Annotated in this window: 15 protein-coding genes; 14 read left to right on the top strand and 1 reads right to left on the bottom strand. The window is 74.5% G+C overall.

The window, feature by feature from the left end; translation table 11 throughout:
* The first annotated feature begins 100 nt into the window (after positions 1-100).
* Complete coding sequence (locus ACIPWA_RS13785; protein WP_400290998.1) at positions 101-406, top strand: MafI2 family immunity protein; 306 nt, start codon at positions 101-103, stop codon at positions 404-406.
* Here ACIPWA_RS13785 and ACIPWA_RS13780 read toward each other — a convergent pair.
* Positions 382-2,058: an ATP-dependent DNA ligase gene (locus ACIPWA_RS13780; protein ID WP_400290997.1), complete on the bottom strand. Its 1,677-nt coding sequence runs from the start codon at positions 2,056-2,058 to the stop codon at positions 382-384. The two genes, ACIPWA_RS13785 and ACIPWA_RS13780, sit on opposite strands and share 25 nt — an antisense overlap.
* Positions 2,059-2,188: 130 nt before the next feature.
* Here ACIPWA_RS13780 and ACIPWA_RS13775 point away from each other — a divergent pair, with 130 nt between their 5' ends.
* The 13 genes from ACIPWA_RS13775 to ACIPWA_RS13715 all read left to right on the top strand — a co-directional run bounded on the left by ACIPWA_RS13775 (position 2,189) and on the right by ACIPWA_RS13715 (position 16,143).
* Positions 2,189-3,007: an SDR family NAD(P)-dependent oxidoreductase gene (locus tag ACIPWA_RS13775; protein ID WP_400290995.1), complete on the top strand. Its 819-nt coding sequence runs from the start codon at positions 2,189-2,191 to the stop codon at positions 3,005-3,007.
* 692 nt (positions 3,008-3,699) lie between these two features.
* On the top strand, positions 3,700-4,959 hold the full coding sequence (locus ACIPWA_RS13770; protein WP_400290993.1) for an LLM class flavin-dependent oxidoreductase: 1,260 nt from the start codon (positions 3,700-3,702) through the stop codon (positions 4,957-4,959).
* Between the two features lie 12 nt (positions 4,960-4,971).
* A complete protein-coding gene (locus ACIPWA_RS13765; RefSeq protein ID WP_400290991.1) occupies positions 4,972-6,453 on the top strand; it encodes an NtaA/DmoA family FMN-dependent monooxygenase in 1,482 nt (493 codons plus the stop codon).
* A gap of 46 nt (positions 6,454-6,499) precedes the next feature.
* Positions 6,500-7,444: a DUF1684 domain-containing protein gene (locus tag ACIPWA_RS13760; protein ID WP_400290989.1), complete on the top strand. Its 945-nt coding sequence runs from the start codon at positions 6,500-6,502 to the stop codon at positions 7,442-7,444.
* Positions 7,441-8,139, top strand: a complete 699-nt coding sequence (locus tag ACIPWA_RS13755; RefSeq protein ID WP_068626079.1) for a GNAT family N-acetyltransferase — start codon at positions 7,441-7,443, stop codon at positions 8,137-8,139. Before ACIPWA_RS13760 ends, ACIPWA_RS13755 begins: the two co-directional genes overlap by 4 nt.
* Before the next feature lie 95 nt (positions 8,140-8,234).
* Positions 8,235-9,389, top strand: a complete 1,155-nt coding sequence (locus ACIPWA_RS13750; protein ID WP_400290987.1) for an amino acid ABC transporter permease — start codon at positions 8,235-8,237, stop codon at positions 9,387-9,389.
* The gene (locus ACIPWA_RS13745) at positions 9,386-10,243 is read left to right on the top strand and encodes an amino acid ABC transporter ATP-binding protein (RefSeq protein ID WP_400290985.1); all 858 of its coding nucleotides are present in this window, start codon (positions 9,386-9,388) and stop codon (positions 10,241-10,243) included. The genes ACIPWA_RS13750 and ACIPWA_RS13745 overlap by 4 nt, the downstream gene beginning before the upstream one ends.
* Before the next feature lie 76 nt (positions 10,244-10,319).
* On the top strand, positions 10,320-11,375 hold the full coding sequence (locus ACIPWA_RS13740; RefSeq protein ID WP_083201436.1) for an ABC transporter substrate-binding protein: 1,056 nt from the start codon (positions 10,320-10,322) through the stop codon (positions 11,373-11,375).
* A gap of 82 nt (positions 11,376-11,457) precedes the next feature.
* Positions 11,458-12,630 carry an FAD-dependent oxidoreductase gene (locus ACIPWA_RS13735; RefSeq protein ID WP_400290982.1) on the top strand — a complete coding sequence of 391 codons (1,173 nt, stop codon included), beginning with the start codon at positions 11,458-11,460 and terminating at the stop codon, positions 12,628-12,630.
* A 77-nt stretch (positions 12,631-12,707) separates the two neighbouring features.
* Complete coding sequence (locus ACIPWA_RS13730) at positions 12,708-13,529, top strand: NADPH-dependent oxidoreductase (RefSeq protein ID WP_400290980.1); 822 nt, start codon at positions 12,708-12,710, stop codon at positions 13,527-13,529.
* A 65-nt stretch (positions 13,530-13,594) separates the two neighbouring features.
* A complete protein-coding gene (locus ACIPWA_RS13725) occupies positions 13,595-14,881 on the top strand; it encodes an LLM class flavin-dependent oxidoreductase (protein WP_400290977.1) in 1,287 nt (428 codons plus the stop codon).
* A 99-nt stretch (positions 14,882-14,980) separates the two neighbouring features.
* Positions 14,981-15,391 carry a rhodanese-like domain-containing protein gene (locus tag ACIPWA_RS13720; protein ID WP_056764690.1) on the top strand — a complete coding sequence of 137 codons (411 nt, stop codon included), beginning with the start codon at positions 14,981-14,983 and terminating at the stop codon, positions 15,389-15,391.
* Positions 15,388-16,143: a GNAT family N-acetyltransferase gene (locus ACIPWA_RS13715; RefSeq protein ID WP_400290973.1), complete on the top strand. Its 756-nt coding sequence runs from the start codon at positions 15,388-15,390 to the stop codon at positions 16,141-16,143. The genes ACIPWA_RS13720 and ACIPWA_RS13715 overlap by 4 nt, the downstream gene beginning before the upstream one ends.
* Positions 16,144-16,178: the final 35 nt, after the last annotated feature.

Here is a 16,178-nt window from a genome sequence, read left to right as displayed (position 1 = left end):
ACGCGCGCGAACCGCAGCGCGAGCCCGCCCGGGTAGCGCGTGGAGCGCTGGAGCCCGTCGAACGCGACGACGTACTGGAGGCGACGTGTACGGTGATCCGGTGACGCACGTGGATGCGCTTCTCTCGATCACCCGGTCGTTGTGGGACCGGTTGACTCCTGAGATGCGTGGGGTCGCATATGCGCTTGGTGATACGGCTCTGACCGTGCGGTTTCTGCTTGCAGACGAGCCTGACGAGGCGGTGCTGAAACTGATCTCCGAAGCGGAGACGGAGTGCATCGCGGACTGCTGGCAGACGCACGACGTCTCCTACGTCGCGGAGCACATCCCTCCACACTTGCCGCGCGACCTGCGACCTGACGAGCGATGGGTCATCGCTCGTTACGAGCCGCCGCTCTCCGTGTAGACGGAACCGGGGCCCATGAATGCGCGGACGGCGTCGATCGTGTCTGCCTCGGCCGCGGTCTTGTCGTCGCGGTAGCGCAGCACGCGCGCGAACCGCAGCGCGAGCCCGCCCGGGTAGCGCGTGGAGCGCTGGAGCCCGTCGAACGCGATCTCGACGACCTGCTCGGGGCGCAGCGTCACGGTCCAGCCGTCGTCGGCGACCTCGAGCTCGCGGAAGCGCTCGGTCTGCCACGCGAGCATCTCGTCGGTCATGCCCTTGAACGTCTTGCCGAGCATCACGAACCCGCCCGTCTCGGGATCGCGCGCGCCCAGGTGGATGTTGGACAGCAGGCCCGTCCGGCGCCCCGACCCGCGTTCGACCGCGAGCACCACGAGGTCGAGCGTGTGCCGCGGCTTGACCTTGATCCACCCGGCGCCGCGCCGTCCGGCCGCGTAGGGAGCGTCGAGCGACTTCACGACGACGCCCTCGTCGCCCTCGCGCACCGTCTCGAGGAAGTACTGGGTCGCCGCGCCGGGGGAGGAGGTCGTCAGACGCCGGACCCTGAAGGAGTCTGCGACGCGGTCCAGCACGACGAGCCGCTCACGCAGCGGGGCGTCGATCAGGTCGCGACCGTCCGCGTGGAGCACGTCGAAGAAGTACGGGCGCAGCGCGAGCGCCCCGGCGAGCGTGGCATCCTCGGCCTCGGCCTCGGCGTCCGGAGCGCCGGGGGCGTCGCGCGTGGCCGAGCGGGCGGCCGTCTCCTGGAAGGGCCTGTCCACCCCGTCCGGCCCGACGACGAGGGCCTCGCCGTCCAGCACGAACCGCTCCGAGGCCAGGGAGCGGGCGTCCGCGACGATCTCGGGGACGCGTGAGGTGATGTCGTCGAGCGAGCGCGTGAACACCCGCACCCGGTCGCCGTCGCGGTGGACCTGGATGCGGATGCCGTCGAGCTTGACGTCGACCGACACCTGGTGCGCCCGGTCGTCGGTCTCGGCCGAGACACCGAGCTTGTCGAACGCCGCCGCGACGTCGGGGGCCGACTGCGCGAGCATCGGACGCACGGGGCGCCCCACCTCGAGGCCGAACCCTGCCAGCGCGGTGAGCGCCGCCGTCGGGCCGTCCGCCTCGAGCGCCGCCCGCGCGACCGGGCCCGACGCCCCGCGCAGCATGGCCGCGCGGCGCACCGCGTCGAGCGGGATCCCTGCGGCCTCGGCGACCGCGTCGACGACCAGCGCGTCGAGCGCTCCTTGCCGCAGGTCGCCCGCGACCAGCCCGCGCAGGAACGACTGCTCACGCTCGGTGGCGGCGGCGAACAACGCCGAGGCCGCCGCGGACCGGGCCGTGTCGGAACCCGGCCCCGCGAGTCCGGCCATGTGCTCGAAGGCCGCGTCGACGGCCTGGACGGTCAGCGTCGGCGCCGCGGCGGGTGGAGGGAGCGCACGCAACGAGGCCCAGCCGAGCCCCGTGCGACGCTGGCGCAGCTCGCCCGCGAGGTAGGACACGACGATCTCGACGTCGTCCCCTGCGCTGCCCTCGGGTGCGCCCGGCCCATCGGCCACCGCTGCGTCCCGGGCGGCACGGCGCAGCAGGTCGGCGATCGCGGCGCGCTTGGCGAGGCGCGAGCGGGTCGCGGCGACGGCGTCGGACGTGGCGGCGACCTCGGCGAGCAGCATGTCTCATCCTCCCGCCGCTCCCACGGCCCCGCGCGGGGTGCTGCGACACCCAACGGTGCGAGTCTTGCGCCGGGCGACGGCGCGACCACCTGGCTACGCTGGCGGACGACCGTCGACGAAGGAGTGGGACGTGGAGATCGCGGGCAAGGTCGCGCTGGTGACAGGAGGGGCCTCGGGCCTGGGCCGGGCGACCGTCGAGGAGCTGGTCGGCGCCGGGGCGCGGGTCGTGGTCGCGGACCTGCCGGGCTCGCCCGGTCAGGCGCTCGCGGACTCCCTGGGCGATGCGGTGCGGTTCGTGCCGACCGACGTCACGAGCGAGGACGACGTGGCCCGGGCCCTCGACGCGGCTGCGGACCTGGGCGGGCTGCACGTCGCGGTGAGCTGCGCGGGGATCGTGCTCGCGCGGCGCGTGCTCGGCAGGAACGGGGTGCACGACCTGGCGTCGTTCGCGAAGGTCGTGAGCGTGAACCTCGTCGGGACGTTCAACGTCGCGCGGCTCGCGGCCGAGCGGATGGTCGCGCTGGACGGGGCGGGGGGCGCGGACGGCGCAGACGGTGCGGCGGCCGGTGCCCCGGGGGACATCGGGGCCCCCGAGGAGCGCGGCGTGATCGTGAACACCGCGTCGGTCGCGGCGTTCGACGGTCAGGTGGGCCAGGCGGCGTACGCGGCCTCGAAGGGCGGGGTCGCGGCCATGACGCTGCCGCTCGCGCGCGACCTCGCGGACCTGCGCATCCGTGTCATGACGATCGCGCCGGGCATCTTCAGCACGCCCATGATGGCGTCGTTGCCCGCGGAGGCCCAGGAGTCGCTCGCGGCCCAGGTGCCGCACCCGCGGCGGCTCGGGCGCCCGGAGGAGTTCGCGCGCCTGGTCCGCACGATCGTCGAGAACCCCATGCTCAACGGCGAGGTGATCCGCCTCGACGGCGGCATCCGGATGGCGCCGCGCTGACCCGTCAGGCTGCCGGTCCGCGAGGTAGAACCGTCTGCGCGAGGTAGTGCCTGCCGCGTCCTACCTCGTGCAGACGGTTCTACCTCGGCACCGGGAACCTCCCGGTCGAGCGCGCGCCCGACGACGGCCCTCACCTCCGATGTCCGTTTCGGCAGGGTTCGGGGCGCAATCTCTACTGATTCGGTCCAGAATGCGGACTGTTCGCCGAAGTCGTTGACACTCCCCGGACCCGGGCATACATTCCGGGCCATCGGCAGACGCCACCGTCCGCCGCACCGAAGCGCCTCAGCACCCGAAGCACCGCCGACCCGAGGAGGACCCGTGGACATCCGCGACACGCTCGTCCTCACGCCTGTCGCGTCGGCACGGGGAGCCGTGGCTCCCGCCCGTCGAATGTGTTGTTCCCCCGGGCGTCCCGTCGTCCCGGGCCGCGTCTGTTGTTGAGCCTGCGCTCCTCCTGACGCCTCCCGAGCCGAGCCGGCTCGCCCCTGAACCGCCCCGCCCGTGACGCGGTCGCCGCGGCCTGCCGGAACACCGGCCTGCCCCGGTCACCCGTCGCCCGGCCCGGCGGTCCACCCCGCTGCACCCCCCCACCTGCACCCGCAGTGCTCGCGACCCGCCGCGGCCTTCCGCCGATCCCTGCGGCAGCGGCCGAGCGACCCCGCACCCGACCTCCCGGAGTGGAACGACCCATGCCTGATTCGAACCTGACCCCGCTGTTCACCCCCGCCTCCTCGTCCGCCGAGCAGCAGGGCGACCGTGCGACCGACCCGTCGCTCGACGCGCTCGACGACCTGCTCGATGGCTCGCCCCGCCGCTCGGCCCACCTGGGTGTCGACCTGTCCGACGCCGGAGCACGAGCGGGTGCGTGGCGCGCGGTCGGGTCCGAGTCGCCCCGCCTGTTCGACGGCCAGCGCCTCCAGGAGCTCGTCGCCACGGCTCAGCGCGGCGTGCTCGACTTCGCGCTGTTCGACGACACGTTCTCGCTCCAGCCGACGCGCAACACGACGCTGCGCGGACGCCTCGACGCGGCCCTCGTCGCCTCGCGCCTCGCCCCGCGCTCGGCGGGGATCGGGCTCGTCGCGACGGTCGACACCACGCACACCGAGCCGTTCCACGTCTCCAAGGCGATCGCGACCGTCGACCACGTGAGCGCGGGCCGCGCCGCCTGGCAGGTGGGCTGGTCGACGACCGAGTCCGGTGCCGCGCTGTTCGGGCGCAAGAGTGCCCAGGACACGGCCGACGCGGTCGCCGAGGCCGAGGAGGCCATCGAGGTCGTCAGCCGGCTGTGGGACAGCTGGGAGGACGACGCCGAGATCCGTGACGTCGCCTCGGGCCGCTTCGTCGACCGCGACAAGCTCCACTACGTCGACTACGACGGCGTCCGGTTCGCCGTGAAGGGCCCGTCGATCACGCCCCGCTCGCCCCAGGCGCAGCCCCCGGTCGTCGTGCGCGGGGACTCCGCGGAGGCGCTGGCCCTCGCAGGTCGTCGCGCCGACGTCGTGCGGGTGCGGGCCACGACGCTCGACGGCGCCCGGGCGCTGCGCGACCAGGTACGTGCCGCGGCCGCCGAGGCAGGCCGTAACCCCGACGACCTGCGCGTGCTCGTCGACGTCTACGCCGTGATCGGCCAGGACCGGGCCAGCGCCCAGGCACGCCTCGACCTGCTCGAGGGGCTCGAGGGGATCACGTGGGACACCGGGTCGCTCACGCACGTGGGCACGGCCCGCGACCTCGCCGAGGTCGTCGAGGAGTGGGTCGAGGCCGGGGCGGCCGACGGGTTCACGATCCGCCCCTCGTCGCTCCGCACCGACCTCGACGCCCTGGTCGACGACGTCGTCCCGCTCCTCCAGGAGGCCGGCGTCTTCCGCTCGACCTACCCGGGCTCGACCCTGCGGGACACCCTGGGGCTCGCCCGCCCCGCCAACCGCTACGCCGCCGCGATCGCCTGAGGACCCGCCACCATGACGCACCCCACCCCTGCCTCGACGGCCCGCTCGCGCGACGGGCGTCCCCGCAAGCAGATCCACCTGGGCGCCCACTTCCCGGGCGTCAACAACACGACCGTGTGGAGCGACCCCGCCTCCCGCAGCCAGATCGAGTTCAGCTCGTTCGAGCACCTCGCCCGCCGGGCGGAGGAGGCCAAGCTCGACTTCTTCTTCCTCGCCGAGGGCCTGCGCCTGCGCGAGCACAAGGGCCAGATCCACGACCTCGACGTCGTGGGCCGCCCCGACACGCTCCCCGTGCTCGCGGCCCTCGCCGCGGTCACCGACCGCCTGGGCCTCGCGGGCACGGTCAACACGACCTTCAACGAGCCCTACGAGCTGGCGCGCCAGTTCGCGAGCCTCGACATCCTGTCGGGAGGCCGCGCGGCCTGGAACCTCGTCACGAGCCCCGACGCGTTCACGGGCGCCAACTTCCGTCGCGGCGGGTTCCTTCCCTACGAGGAGCGGTACGAGCGCGCGGGCGAGCTCGTGGCCCTGGCCCGGCAGCTCTGGGACTCGTGGGACGACGACGCGGTGATCGATCTCGTCGACGGCCAGGACGACGGCACGGTCGACGTCCTCGCCCCCGGGGGCCTCGTGCGGCCCGGGGGAGTGCGACCGTTCGCGCACCGCGGCAAGCACTTCGACGTGTCGGGCCGGTTCGAGACCCCGCGTGGGCCCCAGGGGCACCCGGTCCTGTTCCAGGCGGGCGACTCGGCCGACGGCCGCGACTTCGCGGCGGCGACCGCCGACGTCGTCTTCTCGGCGCACTCGGCGTTCGAGGACGGCCAGGCGTTCTACGCCGACGTGAAGTCGCGCCTCGCGGCGCACGGCCGCGACCGCGACTCGCTCAAGATCCTCCCGGCGACGGTCGTCGTCCTGGGGGACACGGCCGACGAGGCCGCCGAGCGTGCGCGCGAGATCCGCCTCCAGCAGGTGCCGGGCAGGACCGCGATCGCGTTCCTCGAGCAGGTCTGGGGGCGCGACCTCACGGCCTACGACCCCGAGGGTCCGCTGCCCGACGTCGAGCCCGACCTGGAGCACCTCAGCATCACGCGGGGCCGGGTCCGGCACGTCAAGGATCCAGGTCCCGTGGTCCGCGCCTGGCGCGAGAAGGCCGCGGCCAACGGCTGGTCCATCCGCGACCTCGTGATCGACGTGACGAGCCGGGGCGGGTTCGTCGGCACGGCCCAGCAGGTCGCGGACGACATCGACCGGCACGTCCAGGAGGACGCGTCGGACGGCTTCATCCTCGTGCCGCACCTGACCCCGGCAGGGCTCGACGACGTGTTCGACCAGGTGGTGCCGCTGCTCCAGGAGCGCGGCTCGTTCCGCACCGAGTACACGGGCACCACGCTCCGCGACCACCTCGGCCTCTCGCGCCCCGAGGTCGGAGCCGTCCCTGCCCCCGTGGGCGACACGGTCGCGGCCGGGGCGAGCAGCTCGGCCCGCCTGAGCTGACCCCCGCAGCATCCGACCGTCCGACCACCAGTCCTGAAGGAGCATCATGACGACGAGCACCACCACCCCGACCGACGTCGCCACGCGCGGGCGCCACGCCGCGGCGTCCGCCCCGACGGGCACGTCGACCGGCAACCCGGACGGCGCGGCCGCGTGGGCCGCCTGGCACGCCGAGCGCGAGCGGTCGCTGCGCGAGCCGCACGGCTGGCTCACGCTCACCGCGCTGCGCTGGGTCCCGGAGTCCCCGACGACGTTCGCCGGCCTGCCCGGTCAGTGGTGGTCGGACGCCGAGGGCGTGCACCTGCGTGCGGCCGCGGCCGACGCGATCGTCCCGGCCGGCAGCCAGGACGCGCTGCGCGGCACCCACGTCCAGGACGTCGCGGAGGGCGCGTCGCGCATCGTCGCGACCTTCGTGCCCGACGGCGCCGACCCGGCCTCCGCGGTCGCGGTCGAGCTCGTGCGGCGCACCGGGCGCTACGGGCTGCGCGTGCGTGACCCGAGGGCCCGTGCCCGGGTCGCGTTCGAGGGGGTCCCGACCTTCGCCTACGACCCGGCCTGGGTCCTCGACGCGCCGGTCCGCTGGTACGACGAGCCCGTCGCCGAGGTCGTGGGCGGCGCGCAGCCGGGGCTCGAGCACCACGTCCAGGTCGTGGGCGAGGTCGACGTGGTCCGCGACGGTGTCACGACGACGCTCCGGCTCACGGGCAAGCCCGGCGGCGGTGCCACGCTGCTGTTCACCGACCCGGCCCCCGGCGTCGCGGACTGGCGGATCCTGTTCGTCGACCGTGACGCTGCGGGCGGAGGAGCCGACGAGGACGAGGCAGGAGAAGGCGTCCGCAGCGACGGGCAGCCCGGCCCGACGCTGCGCCTCGACCTGAACCGCACGCTCAACCTGCCCTACGCCTTCAGCGACTTCGGCACGTGCCCGCAGCCCGTCGCGGGCAACGTCCTGCCGTTCTCGGTCGAGGCGGGGGAGAAGGTCCCCCGATGAGCGCGCCCACCACGACGAGGGAGACCACGACCGGGACGGGGGCGGCAGCGCACCAGGCCGCAGGGTCGGTCGCCGCACCCGTCGAGGTCCGGTCGGTGACCCTGCACGACCCGCTCGTGCGCCCGCTCCTCGACGAGCTCGCCCACGAGTACGCCACGCGCTACCGCAACCTCCTCGACGAGGACGACCTGCGCGCCGAGATGGAGCACTACCCGGCTGCCGACTTCGCAGCGCCCGACGGCGATCTCGTCCTGCTCCTCGCGGACGGCGAGCCGGTCGCGGGAGGGGCGTTCCGCCGTCGGGCAGAGCCTGAGCTCGGAGAGCCCGCGCGCCGGACCCGGCCCGGGGACGGGCGGTCCGCCCTGCGTGACGACCCCCGCCCGGACGCTCACGAGACGCACAGCGAGGACGGCACGCCCCTCGTCGCGACGGCCGAGCTCAAGCGCATCTGGACCCACTCGGCCCACCGGCGCCGCGGGCTCGCGCGCCAGGTCCTCGTCGAGCTCGAGGACCGCGCTGCCGAGCGCGGCTACGCGCGGATCTACCTGACGACCGGCCCTCGCCAGCCCGAGGCCGCCGGGCTCTACCTGAGCGCGGGCTACACCCCGCTGTTCGACGTGAGCCGGGACCCCGAGGACGTCGGGCCCCTGGCGTTCGAGAAGTGGCTCTGTCCGCACGTGTCAGCACCGGCGTGACCTCGACGTCCCGCTCGCTCTGACACGGCACGACCTGGCCCCGGCTCCCGCCGCGGCGCCCTCGCCCGACCCCTTCTCACCCGCCCGAGGTCCCCATGAGCACCCTGTCCCTGCCACAGGACGAGTCCCGCCAGCTCGTCCCGCCCCCCGGGGCGCTGCCCGACCTGCCGGGCGCGACGCCGCTCGCGCCCGCCACCCCGACGACGACCAGCACGACCAGCACGACCGACGTGTCGCCCACGCGCTGGGAGGACCTCAAGGTCGTCCCTGCCCGCCACCCGGGCCGCTGGATCGCGACCGCGGGCGTCGCGGTCCTGCTCGCGATGGTCGTGAGCTCGCTCGTGACGAACCCCCGGTGGGAGTGGTCGATCGTCGCGCAGTACCTGACGTGGCCCTCGGTCCTCGCGGGCCTGTGGGGCACCATCCGCCTGACCGCGGTCGCCGCAGTCCTCGGGTTCGGCCTCGGGACGATCCTCGCGCTCATGCGCCTGTCGCGCTCGCCCCTGCTCCAGGCCGTCTCGTCGGCCTACACGTGGGTGTTCCGCTCGGTGCCCCTGATCCTGCAGCTCCTGCTCTGGTACAACCTGGCCTACCTCTACCCGACGCTCTCGCTCGGCATCCCGTTCGGGCCCGGCTTCCTCGAGTTCGGGACGCTCGACGTGATCGACAAGTTCGGCGCCGCGATCCTGGGCCTGGGCCTCTCGCAGGCCGCGTACTCCTCGGAGATCGTGCGCGCCGGGATCCTCTCGGTCGACCAGGGGCAGCACGAGGCCGCGGCCTCGCTCGGCATCCCGCGCTCGCGCCAGACGCTGCGTATCGTGCTGCCGCAGGCCATGCGGACCATCGTGCCGACGTCGGTCAACGAGATCATCGGCCTCGTCAAGGGCACGTCGGTCGTGTACGTCCTCGCCTACGGCGAGCTGTTCTACACGATCGGCGTGATCTACGGCCGCAACCAGCGCGTCGTCCCGCTGCTCATGGTCGCGGCGATCTGGTACCTGGTCATCACGACCGTGCTGACGATCGCGCAGTACTACGTCGAGCGGCACTACGCCAAGGGCGCGGTGCGCACGCTGCCCCCGACGCCGGTCCAGCGGGTCCGCTGGACGCTCCAGGTCGCGTGGTCCCGCCTCTCGGGCCGCCCCGCGCCCGCCCACCTGCCCCCCGCCTACGCGGCCCGCGCCACGGTCGGCCGCGGCCACCTGCTGCGCACGGGGACGAGCGACCGCACCACCGGAGGTGCCGCATGACCGCCACGACCACTGCTGCTGCGACGGCCCCGGTGACCCGGACGACCGTGGTCGCCGGCGCCGCGACGACCACGTCCCCGGCCGGCTCCCCGGCCACGGGCCTCGTCGAGGTCCGGGGCGTCCACAAGTCCTACGGCACGCTCGAGGTGCTCGCGGGCATCGACCTCGAGGTCCGACCGGGCGAGGTCACCGTGATCCTGGGTCCGTCGGGCTCGGGCAAGTCCACGCTCCTGCGCGTCATCAACCACCTCGAGAAGGTCGACCGCGGGTTCATCGCGGTCGACGGCGACCTCATCGGCTACGCCCGCAAGGGCGACACCCTGCGGGAGCTCAAGGAGAAGGAGATCTTGGTCCAGCGGACCCAGATCGGCTTCGTGTTCCAGAGCTTCAACCTCTTCCCGCACCTCACGGCCCTCGAGAACGTCGTCGAGGGCCCCGTCTCGGCCCAGGGCAGGGACCGGACCAAGGTCGAGGCCGAGGCGCGCGAGCTCCTGGCCCGCGTGGGCCTCGCCGACAAGGCCGACGCCCGGCCCCGCCAGCTGTCAGGCGGTCAGCAGCAGCGCGTCGCGATCGCCCGCGCGCTCGCCATGCGCCCGCGCGTCCTGCTCTTCGACGAGCCGACCTCGGCGCTCGACCCCGAGCTCGTCGGGGAGGTGCTCGACGTCATCAAGGACCTCGCGCACGGCGGCACGACCATGCTCGTCGTGACGCACGAGATCGGCTTCGCGCGGGAGGTCGCCGACACGGTCGTCTTCATGGACGCCGGTCGCATCGTCGAGCAGGGACCACCCGCACAGGTCCTCGACGCACCCCGCCACGACCGGACCAAGGCCTTCCTCGACAAGGTCCTGTGACGCCCGGAGCCCGGCACACCCGCTGCCCGGGCCGCGTCACCCCACCGCACGTCCACCCACCACGAAAGAGAACACGATGACCCTGCACACCTCCGGCGTGGCCGCCGGCACCGCCCGATCCACGGCTGCGTCCCGCGCGGCCCGTCGTCCCTCCCGCCGCGCCGGCCGCGTCCTGGGGATCGCCGCGACCCTGCCGATCCTCGCGCTGCTCGCGGCGTGCGCCACGAACGCGGACGCCGACCCGGTGGGCGACGTCAACGCCGAGAACGCCGCGGCCGCCGGGCTCGTCGTCGACACCTCGCCCGAGCAGGACCGCATCCGCACGACCGAGTCGGCCGAGGCCGTCGCGCTCCTCCCGGCCGCTTTCGCGGACAAGGACACGATCAAGGTCGCGGTCAGCGCGTACGTGCCGCCGCTCGCTTTCCTGGCCGACGACGAGAAGACCCCGATCGGCAACGAGACCGACATCGCCCAGCTCATCGGCGACGCGCTCGGCAAGAAGGTCGAGTGGGAGGTCAAGGCCTGGGCCGACTGGCCGCTCGCCGTCCAGTCGGGCGACGTCGACGTCGTGATCTCCAACGTGACGGTGACCGAGGAACGCAAGGAGCTCTTCGACTTCTCGTCCTACCGCAACGACCAGCTCGGCTGGCTGACCAAGGCCGACAGCGACCTCACGTCCATCACCGAGGCCAAGGACGTCGCGGGCCTCACGGTCGCGGTCGGGTCGGGCACCAACCAGGAGAAGATCCTGCTCGCGTGGGACGAGGAGAACAAGGCCGCAGGGCTCGAGCCCGCCACGATCGAGTACTTCGAGAACGACGGCGACACGATCCTCGCGCTCCAGTCGGGCCGCATCGACGTGACGTTCGGGCCCAACGCGACCGCGTCGTACAAGGCCAAGGTCTCGCCCGAGGACTTCAAGGTGATCGGCACGCTCAACGGCGGCTGGCCCGCGACCGCGCAGATCGCGGTCGGCACGCTCAAGGGCAACGAGCTCGCCCCCGCGGTCACGGCCGCGCTCAACCACGCGATCGAGGACGGCAGCTATGCCGAGGTGCTCGAGCGCTGGGGCCTGGAGGACGAGGCCATCGAGACCTCCGAGACCAACCCCGCAGGGCTGCCCAAGTCCTGACCAGCACGGCCGACCGGCCCGCGGAATCCTCCTGGGACCCGCGGGCCGGCGGCACCCCACCTACCGACCGAGAGGCAGCCAGATGACCGAGCACGTGTCCCACGTCGTCGTCGGCGGCGGCGTCATGGGCTCCGCCGCGGCGTGGCAGCTCGCACGTGCGGGGCACGACGTCGTCCTGCTCGAACGCTTCGAGCCCGGCCACACGCAGGGCGCCTCGCACGGGGCGTCGCGCATCTACCGGACCACGTACACCCAGCCCGCCTACCTCGACCTCGCGCAGGAGGCGTTCGGCCTGTGGCGCGACCTCGAGCGCGACGCGGGCCTGGCCACCGGCGACGTCCTGACCCTGACGGGCGGCGTGAGCCACGGCTTCCCGCGCCCCGGCCAGATCGGCGACGCGTTCGTCGCGCGCGGCGTCGCGCACGAGTGGTTGCGTCCCGAGGAGGCCGGCGAACGCTGGCCCGGCCTGCGGTTCGAGGGCGACGTGCTGCACGAGACCGCGACGGCCGGGCGCGTCCACGCCGACCGCGCGGTCGCCGCCTTCCAGGCTGCGGCGCGCTCGCACGGCGCCGACGTGCGCCACGGCGTGCACGTGCGCCACGTCCATCCGGGCACCGGCTCGGTCCGGGTCGTCACCGACCGGTACGACCTGGTCGCGGACACGGTCGTGGTCGCGGTGGGCGCGTGGAGCGCGGGCCTGCTGGGTGCGGCCTTCACGGTGCCCGACGGCGGCCCGCCCGTCCCGCCCCTCGTCGTGACCCAGGAGCAGCCCGCGCACTTCGCGCTCGCTCCGGGAGCGCCAGCGGAGGACACGTGGCCCAGCTTCACGCACGCCCCCGCCGAGCCGCACCCGTGGCCGAGCGGGGTCTACGGGCTCGCGACGCCCGGCGAGGGGATCAAGGTCGGATTCCACGGGGTCGGGCCGCGCACCGACCCCGACCGGCGGACCTACCGTCCCGAGCCCGGGCAGCTCGCACAGCTCCAGGACTACGTGCGGACGTGGGTCCCGGGGGCCGACGCCGACCGGCTCGTGCCGATCTCCTGCACGTACACCACGACCCCGGACCACGACTTCGTGCTCGACCGCGTGGGCCGTGTCGTGGTCGCCGCGGGATTCTCGGGCCACGGCTTCAAGTTCGCGCCGTCGATCGGCCGGGTCCTGGCGGAGCTGGCTCGCGAGGAGCCGGCCGCCCAGCCCGTCGCCGCGGACCGGTTGTTCTCGCTGGCCCGGTTCGCGGGGGTGCCGGCGGGCTGACGCGGCCGGTCTGCATCCTCCTGCCCGGCCCCCGCATGCGCACTCGCGCCCCCCGCCCGCACGACCGAAAGGCCAGCATGTCGACCCTCACCACGGCCTCGCCCCTGACCGAGCGCTACGGCGCCCACCAGCCCGACGACGTCGCCCCGCTCACGGACGCGATCGCCGGCATCCTGCGGCACCGCACGGTCCGGGCCTACCTCACCGACCCGCTCGACGACACGGTCCTGCCGACCCTGGTCGCCGCCGCGCAGTCCGCGCCGACCTCGTCCAACATGCAGTTCTGGAGCGTCGTCGCGGTGACCGACCCGGCCCGCAAGGACCGGCTCGCGGCGCTCGCCGGAGGGCAGGCGCACGTCCGCCAGGCTCCGCTGCTGCTCGTGTGGGTCGCGGACCTGGCCCGCGCCCGGGCGATCGGGGCGGCCGACGGCACGCACCTGGCGGGTGCCGACTACCTCGACTCGACGGTCGTCGCGTTCGTCGACGCGGCGCTCGCCGCGCAGAACGCGGTCGTGGCCGCCGAGTCGCTGGGGCTCGGGACCGTCTACATCGGCGCGCTGCGCCACCACCCCGAGCAGGTCGCGGCCGAGCTGGGCCTGCCCGAGGGCACGGTCGCGGTCGTCGGCCTCGTCGTCGGGCATCCCGACCCCGCAGGCGGCGAACGGGTCAAGCCACGGCTTCCCCAGGCCGCGGTGCTGCACCACGAGACCTACGACCTGGCCGTCCAGGCGCCGTACGTCGACGCGTACGAGGACCTCATCGCGCCCTTCTACCGCGAGGAGGGGCTCGCGCAGAGCTGGCGCCGCCGCGTGGTCGACCGGCTCGCGGTCCCCGGACCCGAGCGCGGCCACGCGCACCTGCACTCGGCGCTCGCAGCGCGCGGGCTGCCCTCGCGCTGACCGGCGGACCGCCCGCTCGACCCCCCGCTCGACCAGGACACCCCCACGACCACCGAGGAACCCCGATGACCGTCTCCGACCAGCCGACCACCCCGCAGACCCCGCACCCGACCCGGGTCCCGCTGTCGATCCTCGACCTCGCGGTCGTGAGCGAGGGCTCGACCGGCGCCCAGGCCCTGCGCGACACCCTCGACACCGCGGTCCGCGCCGACGAGCTGGGCTATCGCCGCATCTGGTTCGCCGAGCACCACCTGTCCCCGGGCGTCGCCTCGGCGTCCCCCGCGGTCCTCGCGGCCCTCGTCGCCGAGCGCACGACGCGCATCCGCGTGGGGTCGGGCGCCGTGCTGCTGAGCACCACGAGCCCGCTCCTCGCAGCCGAGCAGTTCGGGACCATCGCGGCCCTGCACCCGGGCCGGGTCGACCTGGGACTCGGCCGGGCCTTCACCCCGCCCCTCGCGAAGAGCGAGGCGAGCACGGGAGCCGAGGCTCCGTCGTCGGGCACGCAGGCGACGACGGCGGGCGAGCCCGCGCCCGCCCCCGCGCAGCCCGCCGGGACGCGCGTGGTCGACGGCCTCCTGATCCCCGCCGCGCCCGGCGTCGCCTTCACCGACACCGCGCTGCGCCAGCGTCTGCTCGCTCAGAAGGAGGTGGTCGGTGCGAGCCGGACGCCCGCGGAGTTCCGCGACGAGCTCGAGCTGGTCCTGGGCCTGCGTGCGGGGACCTTCACCAACAGCGCGGGCACCGCGTACACGAGCCCGCCCGTCGAGGGCGCGGCGTTCGACCTGTTCGTGCTCGCGTCGAGCGGCGGCGTGAGCGCGCGCGTCGCGGGCGAGCTGGGCCTGCCGCTCGCCGCGAACTACCACGTGGGCCCGTCCGCGACGCTCGACACGATCGCGGCCTACCGTGCGGCGTTCCGGCCGGGCGTGCTCGACAGGCCGTACGTCGTGGTCTCGGCCGACGTCCTGGTCGCGGACACCGACGCCGAGGCCCGCCGGATCGCGGACCCCTTCACGGCCTGGGTCCTGTCGATCCGCCGCGGGGCCGACGGCGCGATCGCCTACCCCGCGCCCGGCACGACGCCCGCGTGGGACGACCTGTCCGACGCCGACCGCGCGGCCGTCCAGGACCGCGTCGACACGAGGTTCGTCGGGTCGCCCGAGACGGTCGTCGAACGCCTCGAGACCCTCGCGCGCGTGACGGTGGCCGACGAGATCGTCGTGACGACCGTCGCGCACGACCCCGCCGACCGGGCCCGGTCGTTCGAGCTGCTCGCGGCCCGCTGGGGCCTGTCGGCGGCGGACGCGGCCGGGCCCGAGGTCGCGGCCGACCGCGAACCAGCCCTCGCGAGGTAGAGGGAACCCGTCGAGGTAGAGGGCTCCAGACCTCTACCTCGACGGGAGGCCTCTACCTCGGCAGCAGCACCACCTGCACCACCCGACCCAGGAGACGACATGACCCAGCACCAGCCCCTGCTCACCCCGGCCACCGACGCGGGCGACCGCGTCGCAGCCGGAGCCTTCCTCGTCGACGTCCGCAGCGCGGGAGGCCGTGCGAGCGCGGGCGCCATCCCGGGCGCCACGGTCACGGACCGCGAGGACCTCGACGCGATCTTCGGCTCGGTCGCGGCGCCCGCAGTCTCTCTCGACACCCCGATCGTCGTGGTCTGCGGCTCCGAGCGTGGCTCGGGCCCCGTCGCCGAGGCCCTCGCCGCTCGCGGCTACACGAACGTCTCGCACGTCGAGGGCGGCTTTCCCGCCTGGCGCGACGCGGGCCTCCCGGCCGAGCCGGGCGCGGGTGCGCAGGACGCGGCGGGCGAGCCGGCGTCGTCGGGCCCGCACGAGCCCGTCCGGCAGCGCGCATGAGCGCGCCCACCACGTCGCGCGCGGGCGTCGGGAACCCGCCCGACGGCCTGGCCGACCCCCGCGAGTCCTCGCGCCGGGCCCAGCGGGTGCGCGAGGTGGCCGACGGCGTCGCCCGCCTCGTCGAGTCGGCGCGCCGCGACGGTCACGGGGGCAGGGCGCCCGACGGCGCCGCTCGCCCGGACGAGAGCCGTCACGGAGGAGCAGGGTCGCCCGGGGACGGCGCCGGGGTGACCGTCCGGCTCGTGACGCCCGCCGAGCACGAGGCCGTCGCCGACCTGCTCGAAGCGGCGTACGGGTTCGAGTACACGATCTCGGAGTCGTACCGGGACGTGCTGCGAGACGTCGCGAGCCGCGCGGCCGAGCACGACGTGTGGGTCGCGGTCGACGACGAGACCGGAGCGCTGCTCGGGACCGTCGCGACCCCGCCGCCTGGTCGGCACATCTCACCCCTGGCGCTCGACGGCGAGCTGGACTTCCGCCTCCTCGGCGTCGCCCCCGCCGCACGGGGACGGGGGGTCGGGACGACGCTCACGCGGCACGTCCTCGACGTGGCTCGTGCCCAGGGGGCGCAGCGGGTCGTCATGAACTCGGGTCCGCAGATGACCCGGGCGCACCGGCTCTACGAGGCGCTCGGGTTCAGGCGGCTGCCCGAGCGCGAGACCCGCGTGATCGAGGGAGAGGGCGGCGGGCGGCTGCACGCGTACGGCCTGGACCTCCCGCCCGTCGAGGCTCCCGCCCCGCAGTCACCCTGACCGCTCGTCCGCCACAGGGCACCCCACCCGCGCCC

Origin of the sequence: Oerskovia enterophila, from assembly GCF_044748475.1 — a bacterium.
Taxonomy (GTDB): Bacteria; Actinomycetota; Actinomycetes; order Actinomycetales; family Cellulomonadaceae; genus Oerskovia; species Oerskovia enterophila.
The sequence above is the reverse complement of the archived record's forward strand: the minus strand, read 5'-3'. Positions and strand labels throughout refer to the sequence as shown.